Raw genomic sequence first — 12642 nt, forward strand, 5'->3', positions numbered from 1 at the left:
GGCCAGTCGCAATTAGTGTCCATTCCAGTCTAACAGACGGGCCGATTTTGCGTCAGGCCCCTCTTAACTCGCCCGAAAACGCCTTTGACAATATGGCAGACAGCTTTTCTGCGTCCTCATCCGTGAACGCATCCGGCTGGTCACTGTCGATGTCAAAAACCGCGATGACCTCGCCCGAGGCATTGCGCACCGGAAGCACCAGTTCGGACTGCGTAGACGAGGCGCAGGCGATGTGACCTGAAAACGCATGCACATCCGCCACCAACTGTACCTTTCCGGTCCGCGCCGCGGCACCACAGACACCGCGCCCGAAGGGAATAACCAGACACCCGTGACCACCCTGATAGGGGCCTATTTTCAAAATGCCCGGATCTGTTACGCGATAGAACCCCGTCCAGTCAAACCGATCATCGGCGTGATGAACTTCACAGGCGATTGTCGCCATCAGAGCAACTTGATCTGTCTCGCCTGCGGTTAGGGCGACGATTGTCTTGGTCAGCGTATCGTAATCAACGGTCATGGGGGGCGGGTCCGGTCAGTGATCTTGTAAACAGGTTCTACAGCACCGGACCTATGGTGGAATCGGCCCCGCGTCAAACGCGCTCAATCGCGATTGCAGTGCCCTCTCCACCACCGATGCAGATCGCCGCCACGCCGCGTTTCAGATCCCGCTTTTCCAACGCGTTCAGCAGGGTGACCATGATACGCGCCCCCGAAGCGCCGATAGGATGACCCAGGGCGCATGCACCACCATTCACATTTACCTTGTCACGCGTCAGACCCATCTCATGCATGAATGCCATCGGCACCACGGCAAAGGCTTCGTTTACCTCCCACAGATCCACATCATCATTGGACCAGCCGATTTTGGCCAAAAGCTTTTGCGCAGCGGGAACTGGCGCAGTCGTGAACAATCCCGGAGCCTGCGCATGGCAGGAATGACCCAGAATGCGCGCCCGAACCGTGAGACCTTGCGCTTCGGCGGCTTCAGTTGACGCCAGAACCAGAGCTGCCGCCCCATCAGAGATCGACGACGCGTTGGCCGCCGTCACCGTTCCACCCTTGCGAAAAGCCGGTTTCAGCGAAGGTATCTTTTCCGGGCGGGCGGTTTTCGGCTGCTCGTCCGCGGACTGCGTGACCTCGCCTTTCCTTGTGCGGACGGTTACCGGAGTGATTTCACCGTCGAACGCGCCGCTGTCCTGCGCGGCCAGCGCGTTGGATAGAGACTGCAGGGCGTATTCGTCCTGCGCTTCGCGGGTGAACTGGAACGCCTCGGCACAGTCTTCGGCGAAGGTGCCCATCAGACGACCTTTGTCGTAGGCGTCCTCTAGCCCGTCCAGAAACATGTGGTCGACGACCTGAGCGTGCCCCAAGCGCGCACCCTCACGCATTTTGGGCAACAGGTAGGGCGCGTTCGTCATACTCTCCATCCCGCCTGCGATCATTGTGTTGGCATGGCCCAATGCGATCTGATCGAAGGCCATCATCGCAGCCTTCATCCCTGATCCGCACATCTTGTTGAGCGTCGTGGCCGGGACCTCTTGGCCCAAACCGGCTGCAAACCCAGCCTGACGTGCAGGGGCCTGACCCTGACCGGCTGGCAGAACGCAGCCCATCAGCACTTCGTCAACCGTTTCAGCACCGGCACCCTGCAGCGCGGCCCGGATCGCGGCTCCACCCAGATCGGCGGCAGAAACACCATCGAACATTCCTTGAAATCCACCCATCGGGGTACGTGCTGCTCCGGCGATTACAACTTGCTTCATCTGGGCGCTCCTAAATTCTTGTCGTTCAATGGATACCGAATGGTAAGAATTCCCGTCTAGCGTATTTCTACGAGCGATTTCAGTTAAAGGACCGTCACGTATGGGCCTGTCGAGTACTACGACCAAAAATATTCAAATAATTACTGTACAATCCAACCGGATTGATGCCGCAATGGCCATTCAGTTCAAAGAAAACATGCGCACGGAAACCGAAGGTGGGTCTGTGCGTGTGGTTCTGGACCTCAGCGGCGTCGAATTTATCGATTCCAGTGGTTTGGGCGCCATTGTCGCCGCCATGAAACAACTCGGGGCTGAACGGCGCCTGGATCTGGCAGGTCTTCAGCCTTTTGTGGAAAAGGTGTTTCGTCTTACCCGCATGGACACAGTGTTCAAGCTTTACCCAACGATGGATGACGCACTGTCCGGTGCGCCGGATTGAACACAAGGAGAAACTGAACAGGCGCTAGGCTAATGTGTAACGGCATCAGTTTCGATTTGAGCTTCGCTGCGACCGAGGTCGAAGCAAGTTCTGGCATTGCCAAGTTGAGCCAGGCACTGTCGTCTAAAGGGCTGCCTGCACACAAAGCGGCTGATGTCAGAATTGCCCTGGCCGAAGCCATTAACAATGTCGTTGAACACGCCTATGCCGGAACCACGCCCGCCAGCGTAAAGGTACACTGCCGCCTGCATCAGAACTGGTTGGAAATCCTCATCTCGGATACCGGCAATCCCCTTCCTGGTTTTCGCGTACCAGAAGGTGCACCTGCACCTCTGGGGCAAAGACGTGAAGACCTGCCCGAGGGGGGATTTGGATGGTTTCTGATCCACCAACTGACCAGTGAAATCCGCTATGACCGTAGCGAAGGCTGCAACCGGTTGTCACTGCGATTCAGTTTTCTCGACGCGGATTAGGGCTATAAAACGTCACAATAAGGCCCTTTTCGAACCATTGTAGCGCCGCAAACAAAGATCAAAGTCTTAACTGTAGCTCAGATAGCTTCCCTCGGCATCGTATGTCACAGCCCCCACCCAGTGAACGATGCCGAGGAACTTCCCCTTTGATTTGACTGGACAATACCCGGACGCGCGATACCTTCTGCGCGATCACACGGGAAGGCAGCGCAATGCGGGATTTTCAGGCACCAGGCAGATCCGAAGTTTTTTCGACCGAAGGGATGTGCGCCACATCTCACCCGCTGGCAGCCCAAGCGGCCCTTGGCATTCTACAGCAAGGTGGCAACGCGATGGACGCAGCCATCGCCGGGGCAGTGCTTTTGGGATTTTGCGAACCACAAATGACCGGCCTGGGCGGAGATTGCTTTGTTCTGTACAACCGCGCCGGAGAAGATGAGGTTCGGGCCCTCAACGGCTCTGGCCGGGCACCGGCAGCAGCCAACGCTGGCAGCTTGCGCGATAAGGGACTGACTGCAGTTCCACTCAATACACCGGATGCGGTCACCATTCCCGGCGCGGTCGAGGCGTTCTGCCAGCTGGCCGAAACCGAGGGCAAACTAGGGCTGGACGCCATCCTGCAACCCGCCATCCGCTATGCAGACCAGGGCGTGCCGGTCGCCCCACGTGTGGCTTTTGATTGGGGCCCGGGTGCTAACACGTTGCAGGGGGCAGCCAGGAACCACTATCTGCTGAAAGGAGACGTTCCAAAGACCGGAGACATGTTCCGGTCCGCCGGGCAGGCAGAAGTGCTGCGCAGAATCGCCAAATACGGACGAGAGGCGTTTTACGCGGGCGAGGTCGCTGAAGATATTATCTCGACCCTGACGGCCATGGGCGGGGTACACACAGCCGAAGATCTGGACGCGACCGCTGCCACACCTACAGTTCCGGTCGCAGGGCACTATCGTGGCTTGGACCTGCTGGAACATCCGCCCAATGGCCAAGGTGCAACCGCCCTTTTGCTGCTGAATATCCTCAAGAACTTTGACCTCGGATCCATGGATCCGCTATCCGCAGAGCGTCTGCATATCGAGGCCGAAGCCTCAAAACTCGCCTACGATGCCCGCAACAGATTCATCGCCGATCCGGATCATACGACACACGCAGACAGGTTTTGGGACCAGACAACAGCCGATCGGCTGGCAGAGCTTATCAATCCAAACCATGCCATGCCCGCTGCTGCCCCACTGACCGAAGCCATCCACAAGGACACGGTTTATATCACGGTGGTCGACAGGGACAGGATGGCGGTATCGCTGATCTATTCGATCTTTCATAGCTTTGGATCGGGTATCGCTTCTGAGAAATTCGGCATTCTGCTGCAAAACCGCGGGTCTGGATTTACGTTGCAATCAGGCCATCCGAACGAGTTTGGCGGCGGCAAACGCCCGATGCACACGATCATTCCCGGCATGTTGAAACAGAAAGGCAAAATCCTGATGCCCTTCGGTGTGATGGGTGGCGCCTTTCAGCCCAAAGGGCATGCAAAGCTGGTCTCGCTGCTAACCGACGATGAGTTTGCGCTGCAGCAGGCCATAGACGCACCGCGCGCCTTTGCAGACGGACCTGTCTTGAAACTGGAACGCGGAATTCCGCGTAATGTTGCGCAACAATTATCTGAAATCGGCCACAAAGTTTTGATTTCAGAAACACCTCTTGGCGGGGCTCAAGCGATCCGAATCCAGAAGAGCGGCGTTTTGCAAGGCGCAAGCGATCCACGAAAAGATGGGTGCGCGCTTGGTTATTGACAGTATGGGCCCGGTTTCACCCGCGCTTCCATTTTTAGTTCAAATGGAAATGCAACGGATATGCGCCGTTTTCAAACGGACCAAACATATCGGGGATATCCGGATGCTCGACCGGTTCTCCGGACTGGTCAGCAATCAGATTTTGTTCAGAAACATAAGCAACATAGAAGGATTGGTCATTTTCCGCCAACAGATGATAAAACGGCTGATCCTTGATCGGCCTGCTGTCTTCGGGAATGGCCTGATACCATTCTTCGGTATTTGAAAACTCTGGGTCCACGTCAAAAATCACCCCTCGGAAGGGATGTTTTTTGTGGCGGACGACTTGGCCCAGCCGGTACTTTGCTTGTGTCTTTAGCATCACGTTTGCCCCCAAAGGTCTTACTACCCGTTTCCTCATAGGAATGCCAATCATTGATCTAAAATAATGGGAAACAGTCTGTGAACCTCTTACTGACAGTGCTTGAAATCGTGGCCCCGGTCTTCCTCTTGGCGGGGATCGGGTTTGCCTGGGTCAAACTTGGCATTGAATACAGGCTGCAATTTGTGACCCGCCTTGCGGTGACGCTCGCCGTGCCCAGCCTGATTTTCGTGGCCCTGATGCAAACCCAGATCCCGCCCGGAGAGCTGACCCGGTTCACTTTGGCCGCCATCACAGGCCATGTCGGGCTGGCGGTCGCATTTGGCGTATTTGTCCGGGCCAGCAAGCTGGAAAGGCGCACCTATCTGGCGCCGCTGATATTCGGCAACACGGGGAATCTGGGCCTGCCTCTGGCCATTTTCGCATTTGGGCAGGCAGGCTTGGGTTTCGCGGTGATATTTCTGGCCGTTACCGCCCTGTTTTCCTTTACTTACGGGATCTACTTGGTGGCGGGAAAAGGCGCTTTCGGCAAGGTAGCGCGTGAACCCATGGTTTGGGCTACTCTGCTGGGGGCGCTGTTTCTGTGGCAGGGCTGGCAAACACCTGTCTTCGTGACCAATACGCTGGACCTGCTGGGACAGATGGCGATTCCGATGATGCTGATCACGCTTGGTGTTGCGATTGCGCGGCTGACCACCAGAAAGCTAGGGCAAGCGGTCTGGCTATCGGCGTTGAAACTGGTCGTGTGTTTTGCCCTGGCATGGGCAATCGCAAAAGGGTTTGATCTGGATAACGTCGCGTTCGGCGTTCTGGTGGTACAGATGTGTACACCGGTTGCCGTAACCTCATACCTGCTAGCCGAACGGTTCGAGGCGGATTCTGACGCGGTTGCGGGGCTGGTTATGGTCTCAACCCTGATGTCCGTCGGCGCTTTGCCTATAATTCTAGCTATTGTTCTGTAGCGATTGTGATTTCCTAATCGCTCAATCTGCGCTAGAATGAAGAAAAAAGGCACGAGGCACATGAGCAGAATTCTTATCGTACTCTTCGGGGTGCTGCTTTTGGCATCCTGCGGGGGTGGCTCCAACCAGCCACCCAGCAAGCTGAATGATGCATGCAGCATTGCGCGTGAACGGCCCGAATATATCAAGGCGTTCAAAAGCACCGAGCGGAAATGGGGAATCCCCGTTCACGTTCAGATGGCAACGATCTATCAGGAAAGCCGGTATCGCCACGATGCGCGAACGCCCCATCAATATGTTCTGGGTGTGATTCCGATGGGCCGTCAGAGCAGCGCCTATGGCTTCAGCCAGGCGCTGGACGGGACATGGGATGAGTATCAGCGCGAAACCGGCAAACGCCGGGCCAAGCGGGACCGTATCCGCGACGCTTCGGATTTCATCGGCTGGTACATGAACAAAAGCTATGAGCGGAATGGCATCCAGCCAAGCGACACGCGCAATCAGTATCTGGCCTATCATGAAGGCCATACCGGTTATGCCCGCGGCAGCCATTACAGCAAGACGTGGTTGCTGAACGTGGCCAATGATGTGGATGCGCGCGCCCGGATGTACCAGGCGCAACTGTCAGGCTGTCGTTACTGAACAAACAGCGGGTCAGCGATTGCCTGACCCGCTTCTGTTCTTGTTCGAAAACAAGCTGCTGCTTAGATTTTTTTCGGTATCAAGCTGACCCAGCAGAACCGTTGTCTGTCCGCCTGCATTATCGTGGATCACCCATTTTCGCAGCTCAACCGGATCGCCGGTGAACATCAGCTCAATTCGACCGGAGTCAGGGTTTTTCGGGTCCTGTGCTGTCACGACAGTGGCCGTTCCGTCAAAGTCATGCCCAACCACCATATTAGCCTGACCCAGATCGACATTCCGTGCCAGAACCAGAGACAGAGGTGTTCGCTTTAACGGATACTGCTCGGGCGGTTGATTGGATTTCGGATCGAATATCTGAACGGTGCCAGCGCGCGCCAACACAACGGCGCTGTCTGGCGGGTCATATTCGAACCGCATCTTTCCAGGCCGTGCGATCCACAGCTTTCCTGTGCTCAGTGAGCCATCATCATTGACCTGAGTAAACGTCGTCTCGACGGTTTTCAGGCCATTGAGGTAATTTGATATCTGCGACAGCGGCAGCTTGTCCGCCGCCCAGGCGGAGGGTGCGGCCAGTGTCAGTGCAAGGGCAAAAGCAATCTGTTTCATAAGACCCAGATAAGCGCTCTGCCCTTGTTATTAAATATCCTATTGCTCTGGCACCAGGATTTCGCGTTTTCCGACGTGATTTGCCGATGAAACAATGCCTTCGTCCTCCATCTGCTCAACCAGACGCGCAGCTTTGTTATAGCCAATGGCAAGTTTCCGCTGGATATACGAGGTCGAGCATTTGCGATCCTTGATCACAATCGCCACGGCCTGATCGTACAGGGCGTCTTCACCATTGGTGTTGCCCCCGGTGTTCAAACCCAGAACAGCGTCGATATTATCAGCCTTTTCCTCGGTCGGTCCATCGACCACACCGCTCATATAATCCGGCGGGCCGAATTGCTTCAGATGGTTGACGATTTCCTCGACCTCTTCATCCGAGACAAACGGACCGTGGCAACGGGTGATCTTCGCGCCACCCGCCATATACAGCATGTCACCCTGACCCAGCAGTTGTTCGGCGCCCATTTCACCAAGAATGGTGCGGCTATCGATCTTTGACGTCACCTGGAAGGAAATCCGGGTCGGAAAGTTCGCCTTGATCGTGCCGGTAATCACATCGACCGAGGGGCGTTGCGTGGCCATGATCAGGTGGATACCCGAGGCCCGAGCCATCTGCGCCAGACGTTGGATGCAGGCCTCGATCTCTTTGCCCGCGACCATCATCAGGTCGGCCATCTCGTCGACAATAACAACGATATAGGGCATCGACTCGGGTGCGAATTCCTCGGTCTCGAACATCGGTTCACCCGTTTCGTCGTCAAAACCGGTCTGGACCGTGCGGCTGAACATCTCGCCCTTTGACAGCGCGTCTTTCACCCGGCCGTTATAGCCCGCGATGTTACGCACACCCATCTTGGACATTTTGCGATAGCGATCCTCCATCTCGCCCACGACCCATTTCAAGGCGACAACCGCCTTCTTCGGGTCTGTCACGACCGGAGAAAGCAGATGCGGGATGCCGTCATAGACCGACAATTCCAGCATCTTGGGGTCGATCATGATCAGGCGGCATTCATCCGGCGTCAGCTTATACAGCAACGACAGGATCATCGTGTTGATCGCCACCGATTTACCGGAACCGGTGGTCCCCGCGATCAGCAGGTGGGGCATCTTGGCCAGATTGGCCACAACGGATTCACCGCCGATATCCTTGCCCAGCGCCAAAGGCAGCGCCTGATTGCCGTCTCCGAAGTCACGGCTCGAAAGGATTTCGCGCAGCACCACCATTTCACGGTTTTCATTGGGCAGTTCGATCCCGATGACCGAGCGGCCCGGCAGGGTCGAAACCCGCGCCGACAGGGCCGACATCGAGCGGGCAATGTCATCCGACAGACCAATAACGCGGCTGGCTTTCAAACCCGGAGCCGGCTCAAGTTCGTACATGGTGACAACCGGACCGGGGCGGACGCTGACGATCTCACCTTTGACGCCATAGTCATCCAGCACATTTTCCAACATCCGCGCATTCTCTTCCAGGGCCTCATCGCTCAGGTGATGGCGCTGAATGCTGGAGGGGTTGGACAGCAGGCCCAGCGGAGGCAGTTCGAAATCGGAGTGCTTTTCCTCGAACGACAACGCGGGCTGCGCCTCGGCCTGGGCCCGGCGCGAGGGCGGCGGGGTGCGGCGCACGGGTTGCGCAACCACAGGCTTGCGCGGCTCGGCCACGGGGATTTTCATCGCTGGGCGGGCTTGCGGCATCTCATCGGCGTCATCCTCGAAAACGGCCTCGTCATCGAAATCTGGCTCGGGCGCAAAATCCTGATGCAGCGGTTCCTGCCATTCTGTTTCAGGCTTCGCTGACAGCATCGGCTCGGGCGGCAGCCCGGTTGATGTCACTGGCGGCTCTGGCGGCAGTTCGTCGGCATGACCTGCATTCAGGATCAACGGATCAGGTCCACGGCCCCGCCCTTTGGTCAGCGGCAGGTCGGGATCGGGCTCAGGAGCTATCTCTCCGACTGCAACCTTACGGTTGCGCACGGCGGCAGAAATCTTTGAACGGATACGGTCCTCGCCCGGCATTTCCTCGTAACCCGCGACAGGTTCACGGTCGATCAGCTCGGGTTCGGGCATAGGGTCCGGGCGACGGATCAGATCAGGAATGCGCGACAGAAGGCCGGTCTTCACCGGTTCGGGCGCTTCCAGAAGTGGCTCGTCGAAAACAGGGTCCGCAAAGGCAATCTCGTCGTCGAACACGGCCCCTTCGGCGCGGGCCATCTTGCGTTCGTCCCATTGGGCACGACGTTCGCGCGCAGCCTCCGCTGTTGCGGCAGCCCCACGGCCCAGCAGATTCATCAGTATGTCATAGGACATGACCAGCCCCAGCAGAAAGGCACGGAACCCCTTGCGCACGTCGTCCTTGGTGAAACCAAGAACAAACACACCCAGCGTCAGCATCCCAATAGCCATCGCCAGAGACATCAGCTTGACAATAAAATGCGAGGATATGGGCAACAAGGTCAGGAAGGCACCCATGACCGTATCCCCAAACAATCCACCCAGACCAAAACTATGCGTTACGCGCCAAGCCTCACCCGGCACCAATGTCGCCGCATAGACCGAGACTATGGCGATCCAGATCGGTGCAAATATCAGGCGGGCGACGGCACGATCTTCACCGAAATGTCCGGCAAAACGCACACCCCAGCCGATCAACACCAACGCGATGCTCCAACTGCCCCAACCGACAATCATGAACAATGGCGCCGCGATCGAGGCACCAACACGCCCCATCCAGTTCTGCACTGGTGCATCCGTCGACACCATCCAGTTCGGGTCATCCGGTGTGTAGGACCAGATCATTGCCGCCGAAGCCAACCCAAGTAGGATCAGGGCGATGCCGATCAACTCTTTGCTGCGCCTCTCGATGGCGGCCTGAGTCGTGCTGTCCAGCAATGGATCGCGGTTGCGCGCGTTATATGATGCCATTTTGCCCTCGTACCTCACGAATAGATGCAGTCGCGGAGCGTGATCAGCCCCTGCCGCATCTCTGTTTTTGGGGCCACCATCGCGACCCGGATAAATTGCTCGCCCGGGTTTTGCCCCGGATCACCTTGAGAAAGATATGCGCCCGGCAGCACCCGAACTCCGGTCTGCTGCCACAGTTTCAATGCGGTTTCCTCACCATTCTCGACCGGCAGCCACAGAAAGAACCCTGCCTCGGGCGGCATATAGCCCTGGATGCCTGCAAACACCTGGTCTGCGATGGCGTATTTTTCCTGATAGAGCGCGCGATTCTCGCCCACATGCGCCTCATCGGCCCAGAGCCTTGCGGCGGCGGCCTGCAACGGCAGCGGCAATGGCGCGCCTGCATAATTGCGTAACTGCTTGACCCGCTTGATCGTTTCCGGCCCGCCTGCAATCAGACCTGACCGCAGCCCGGCCACATTCGACCGCTTTGACAGCGAGTTGAACAGCGTGACCCGTTCGGGATCAGCGCCCAGTTCCTTTGCGACCGTCAAAACACCCGTTGGCGCTGTGTCGCGGTAAATCTCGGAATAGCATTCATCGGCCAAGATGCGGAAATCATATGTCTCGGCCAGCCGGATCAGCTCGGCCCAATATTCGCGCGTGGCCACTGCGCCCTGCGGGTTGGCGGGGGAGCAGATATAGGCGGCGACGGTGCGGTTCAGCACATCGGCGGGCAAACCGGCATAATCAGGCAGATGATCTGTGGCCGCCGTGGCAGGGACAAAAACCGGCTCGGCCCCGACCGAAATCGAAGCAACCATGTAGACCTGATAGAACGGGTTCGGGCACAGAATAACTGGCTTTTGCCCGTTTTTCTGCTCGGGGCACAGCGCCATTGCGGCGTTATACAGCCCTTCGCGCGTCCCGTTCAGGGCCATAACCTGCGTGTCCGGGTCCATCGTGACGCCATAGCGGCGTGCAATCCAGTCAGTGATCGCGCCGCGCAGCTCGGCCGAGCCCTCATTGGGCGGATATCCCTGAAACCCGGCAGCGTTTTCCGCAATCACATCGCTGACCCAGGCCGGAAATGCGTGCATCGGCTCACCAATGGTCATGTGAATCACTTCACCGCCCGGTTGGTGATTATCCAACAGGGTGCGCAGGCGCGGGAATGCGTATTCCGGAAGGTTCGAAAACCGCTCGGGGAAATTCATAACTACTGCCTCAATATCGGGATCATTCCGCCCCGTTTTCAAGCAGGTTACAGGCCGGGCGGGGCTTCGTCCAGACAAAGAGGTGCCGAATCAGGGGATTGTGGCATTCAGGCCAATGCGGCCTCGGCCGCGGAACCAAGCCGCAAAAGCGCCTCTTCGGACCCCGGATAACCCATCATCATCAGCCCGCAGCCTGGTTTTCCGGTCGGCAAGGTCAGCGCTGCCAGCCCCATGAGGTTGCCGATCCGGGTGTTCCGCAATGCCAGCAGGTTTTCGGTGACGTAATAGTCATGATCGCTCATCAGCCGTTCAAGATTGGGCGGCAGGATCGGTGCAGTTGGGGCCAAAACGGCGTCAAACCCGGCAGTGGCCACGTCCCATGCACCGCGACATGCCTTCAGCCTTGACCAGGCCGCAATATAATCGGGGCCCGAAGCATTTCGTCCGGCACGGAACCGTTCGAGTATTTCGGGATACATCACATCTGGGTTGGCCTCGATCACATCGCGCCACAGGCCATAGGCTTCGGTGGTGTAAAGAACCCCCGACAGCCCCATCGCGTCCGTCAGTTCAGGGACCTCAAGAGGCAGGATATCTGCACCGGCCTCACGCAACCGATCCAGGGCATCCTCGTAAGCGACACGCGGCTCTGCGCGCAAATCATCCTTGGCAACAGTCTGTAAATCCGCGAAACGACGCCCCTTTAGATTGGCTCCGCGCAAATCAGCTGGCGTACCGCCCTCCAGCATGGCCAGCATATGGGCCGCATCTTCGACCGAGCGGGCCAGCGGTCCAACGGTATCAAACCGCAGGCACAACGGGACTGTACCCTCCAGGCTGACCCGCCCGGCAGTGGTTTTCAGCCCGACCAGATTGTTCCAGGCTGACGGTATCCGCACTGACCCACCGGTATCCGAGCCGATCGCGCAAGCTGCCAACCCCCAAGCCACGGATGCCGCAGCCCCCGAAGATGATCCTCCGGGAACCGCGTCCTCATCATCGATGCAGGGCGGTGTTCCGGTGATCGGGTTCAGGCCCAGACCCGAGAAAGCCAGCTCGCTCATATGGGTTTTGCCAAGGCATACAGCGCCCATGGCACTGGCATTTCGCAGCACGACTGCATCAGTTTTGGGAACCCGGTCTTTCAGCAGTGCCGTTCCTGCCTCGGTGGCAGTCCCGGCAGTATCGAACAGGTCTTTCCAACTGATCGGCACCCCATCCAACAATGATCGGCGCAATCCCAGCTTGGCCCGTTCCTGCGCCGCCTCAGCCTCGGCTCGGGCGCGCGCTTCGGTCACGCGGGCATAGATTCGGTCGCGATGCGGGTGGGCTGCTATCGCAGTCAGAAAGGTCTCTGTCAGTTCAACCGGGTCAATCTGGCCCATGCCAATGCCCCGACCCAGATCACAAGCCGTCATCGAGAACCAATCCTGCATCACTGCCCCCTTCGATTTCTGCATTCCCAGCGACGGTAGC

General features: G+C 57.8%; 12 protein-coding genes. 5 read left to right on the plus strand and 7 right to left on the minus strand.

What is annotated here, in order from left to right; all coding sequences use genetic code 11:
* Positions 1-52: 52 nt before the first annotated feature.
* On the minus strand, positions 53-520 hold the full coding sequence (locus AC2FJ5_RS12630) for a GAF domain-containing protein (protein ID WP_496793550.1): 468 nt from the start codon (positions 518-520) through the stop codon (positions 53-55).
* 73 nt (positions 521-593) lie between these two features.
* Positions 594-1766 carry a thiolase family protein gene (locus AC2FJ5_RS12635; protein ID WP_496793552.1) on the minus strand — a complete coding sequence of 391 codons (1173 nt, stop codon included), beginning with the start codon at positions 1764-1766 and terminating at the stop codon, positions 594-596.
* Positions 1767-1866: 100 nt separating this feature from the next.
* Between AC2FJ5_RS12635 and AC2FJ5_RS12640 the strand changes: the two genes are divergently transcribed.
* The 3 genes from AC2FJ5_RS12640 to AC2FJ5_RS12650 all read left to right on the plus strand — a co-directional run bounded on the left by AC2FJ5_RS12640 (position 1867) and on the right by AC2FJ5_RS12650 (position 4468).
* Positions 1867-2205: an STAS domain-containing protein gene (locus AC2FJ5_RS12640; protein ID WP_496677829.1), complete on the plus strand. Its 339-nt coding sequence runs from the start codon at positions 1867-1869 to the stop codon at positions 2203-2205.
* A 32-nt stretch (positions 2206-2237) separates the two neighbouring features.
* Positions 2238-2678 carry an ATP-binding protein gene (locus AC2FJ5_RS12645; protein ID WP_496793553.1) on the plus strand — a complete coding sequence of 147 codons (441 nt, stop codon included), beginning with the start codon at positions 2238-2240 and terminating at the stop codon, positions 2676-2678.
* A 212-nt stretch (positions 2679-2890) separates the two neighbouring features.
* Positions 2891-4468 carry a gamma-glutamyltransferase family protein gene (locus AC2FJ5_RS12650; protein WP_496793554.1) on the plus strand — a complete coding sequence of 526 codons (1578 nt, stop codon included), beginning with the start codon at positions 2891-2893 and terminating at the stop codon, positions 4466-4468.
* A gap of 34 nt (positions 4469-4502) precedes the next feature.
* Here AC2FJ5_RS12650 and hspQ read toward each other — a convergent pair whose 3' ends face one another.
* Complete coding sequence (gene hspQ, locus AC2FJ5_RS12655; protein WP_142637073.1) at positions 4503-4829, minus strand: heat shock protein HspQ; 327 nt, start codon at positions 4827-4829, stop codon at positions 4503-4505.
* Between the two features lie 80 nt (positions 4830-4909).
* Here hspQ and AC2FJ5_RS12660 point away from each other — a divergent pair, with 80 nt between their 5' ends.
* Positions 4910-5791 carry an AEC family transporter gene (locus tag AC2FJ5_RS12660; RefSeq protein WP_496703313.1) on the plus strand — a complete coding sequence of 294 codons (882 nt, stop codon included), beginning with the start codon at positions 4910-4912 and terminating at the stop codon, positions 5789-5791.
* Between the two features lie 60 nt (positions 5792-5851).
* The gene (locus AC2FJ5_RS12665; protein WP_282021966.1) at positions 5852-6433 is read left to right on the plus strand and encodes a transglycosylase SLT domain-containing protein; all 582 of its coding nucleotides are present in this window, start codon (positions 5852-5854) and stop codon (positions 6431-6433) included.
* A 12-nt stretch (positions 6434-6445) separates the two neighbouring features.
* On the opposite strand, the gene AC2FJ5_RS12670 is transcribed toward AC2FJ5_RS12665, so the two are convergent.
* From AC2FJ5_RS12670 to AC2FJ5_RS12685, 4 genes are all read right to left on the minus strand, one after another.
* Positions 6446-7042, minus strand: a complete 597-nt coding sequence (locus tag AC2FJ5_RS12670) for a LolA family protein (protein WP_496793556.1) — start codon at positions 7040-7042, stop codon at positions 6446-6448.
* A gap of 39 nt (positions 7043-7081) precedes the next feature.
* Entirely contained in the window at positions 7082-9970 is a 2889-nt protein-coding gene (locus AC2FJ5_RS12675) for a DNA translocase FtsK (protein WP_496793557.1), read from the minus strand.
* A gap of 14 nt (positions 9971-9984) precedes the next feature.
* The gene (locus tag AC2FJ5_RS12680) at positions 9985-11166 is read right to left on the minus strand and encodes an aminotransferase class I/II-fold pyridoxal phosphate-dependent enzyme (protein ID WP_496793558.1); all 1182 of its coding nucleotides are present in this window, start codon (positions 11164-11166) and stop codon (positions 9985-9987) included.
* 107 nt (positions 11167-11273) lie between these two features.
* Positions 11274-12602, minus strand: coding sequence for an amidase (locus tag AC2FJ5_RS12685; protein WP_496793618.1), 1329 nt, complete (start codon positions 12600-12602; stop codon positions 11274-11276).
* Positions 12603-12642: the final 40 nt, after the last annotated feature.

The sequence above is a fragment of the Ruegeria sp. CDSA221 genome (genome assembly GCF_059611825.1).

Coding starts and splice junctions, on each gene's coding strand:
- AC2FJ5_RS12630 (WP_496793550.1), bottom strand. CDS start 520: ATGACCGTTGATTACGATACGCTGACCAAGACAATCGTCGCCCTAACC.
- AC2FJ5_RS12635 (WP_496793552.1), bottom strand. CDS start 1,766: ATGAAGCAAGTTGTAATCGCCGGAGCAGCACGTACCCCGATGGGTGGA.
- AC2FJ5_RS12640 (WP_496677829.1), top strand. CDS start 1,867: ATGGGCCTGTCGAGTACTACGACCAAAAATATTCAAATAATTACTGTA.
- AC2FJ5_RS12645 (WP_496793553.1), top strand. CDS start 2,238: ATGTGTAACGGCATCAGTTTCGATTTGAGCTTCGCTGCGACCGAGGTC.
- AC2FJ5_RS12650 (WP_496793554.1), top strand. CDS start 2,891: ATGCGGGATTTTCAGGCACCAGGCAGATCCGAAGTTTTTTCGACCGAA.
- hspQ (WP_142637073.1), bottom strand. CDS start 4,829: ATGCTAAAGACACAAGCAAAGTACCGGCTGGGCCAAGTCGTCCGCCAC.
- AC2FJ5_RS12665 (WP_282021966.1), top strand. CDS start 5,852: ATGAGCAGAATTCTTATCGTACTCTTCGGGGTGCTGCTTTTGGCATCC.
- AC2FJ5_RS12670 (WP_496793556.1), bottom strand. CDS start 7,042: ATGAAACAGATTGCTTTTGCCCTTGCACTGACACTGGCCGCACCCTCC.
- AC2FJ5_RS12675 (WP_496793557.1), bottom strand. CDS start 9,970: ATGGCATCATATAACGCGCGCAACCGCGATCCATTGCTGGACAGCACG.
- AC2FJ5_RS12680 (WP_496793558.1), bottom strand. CDS start 11,166: ATGAATTTCCCCGAGCGGTTTTCGAACCTTCCGGAATACGCATTCCCG.
- AC2FJ5_RS12685 (WP_496793618.1), bottom strand. CDS start 12,602: ATGCAGGATTGGTTCTCGATGACGGCTTGTGATCTGGGTCGGGGCATT.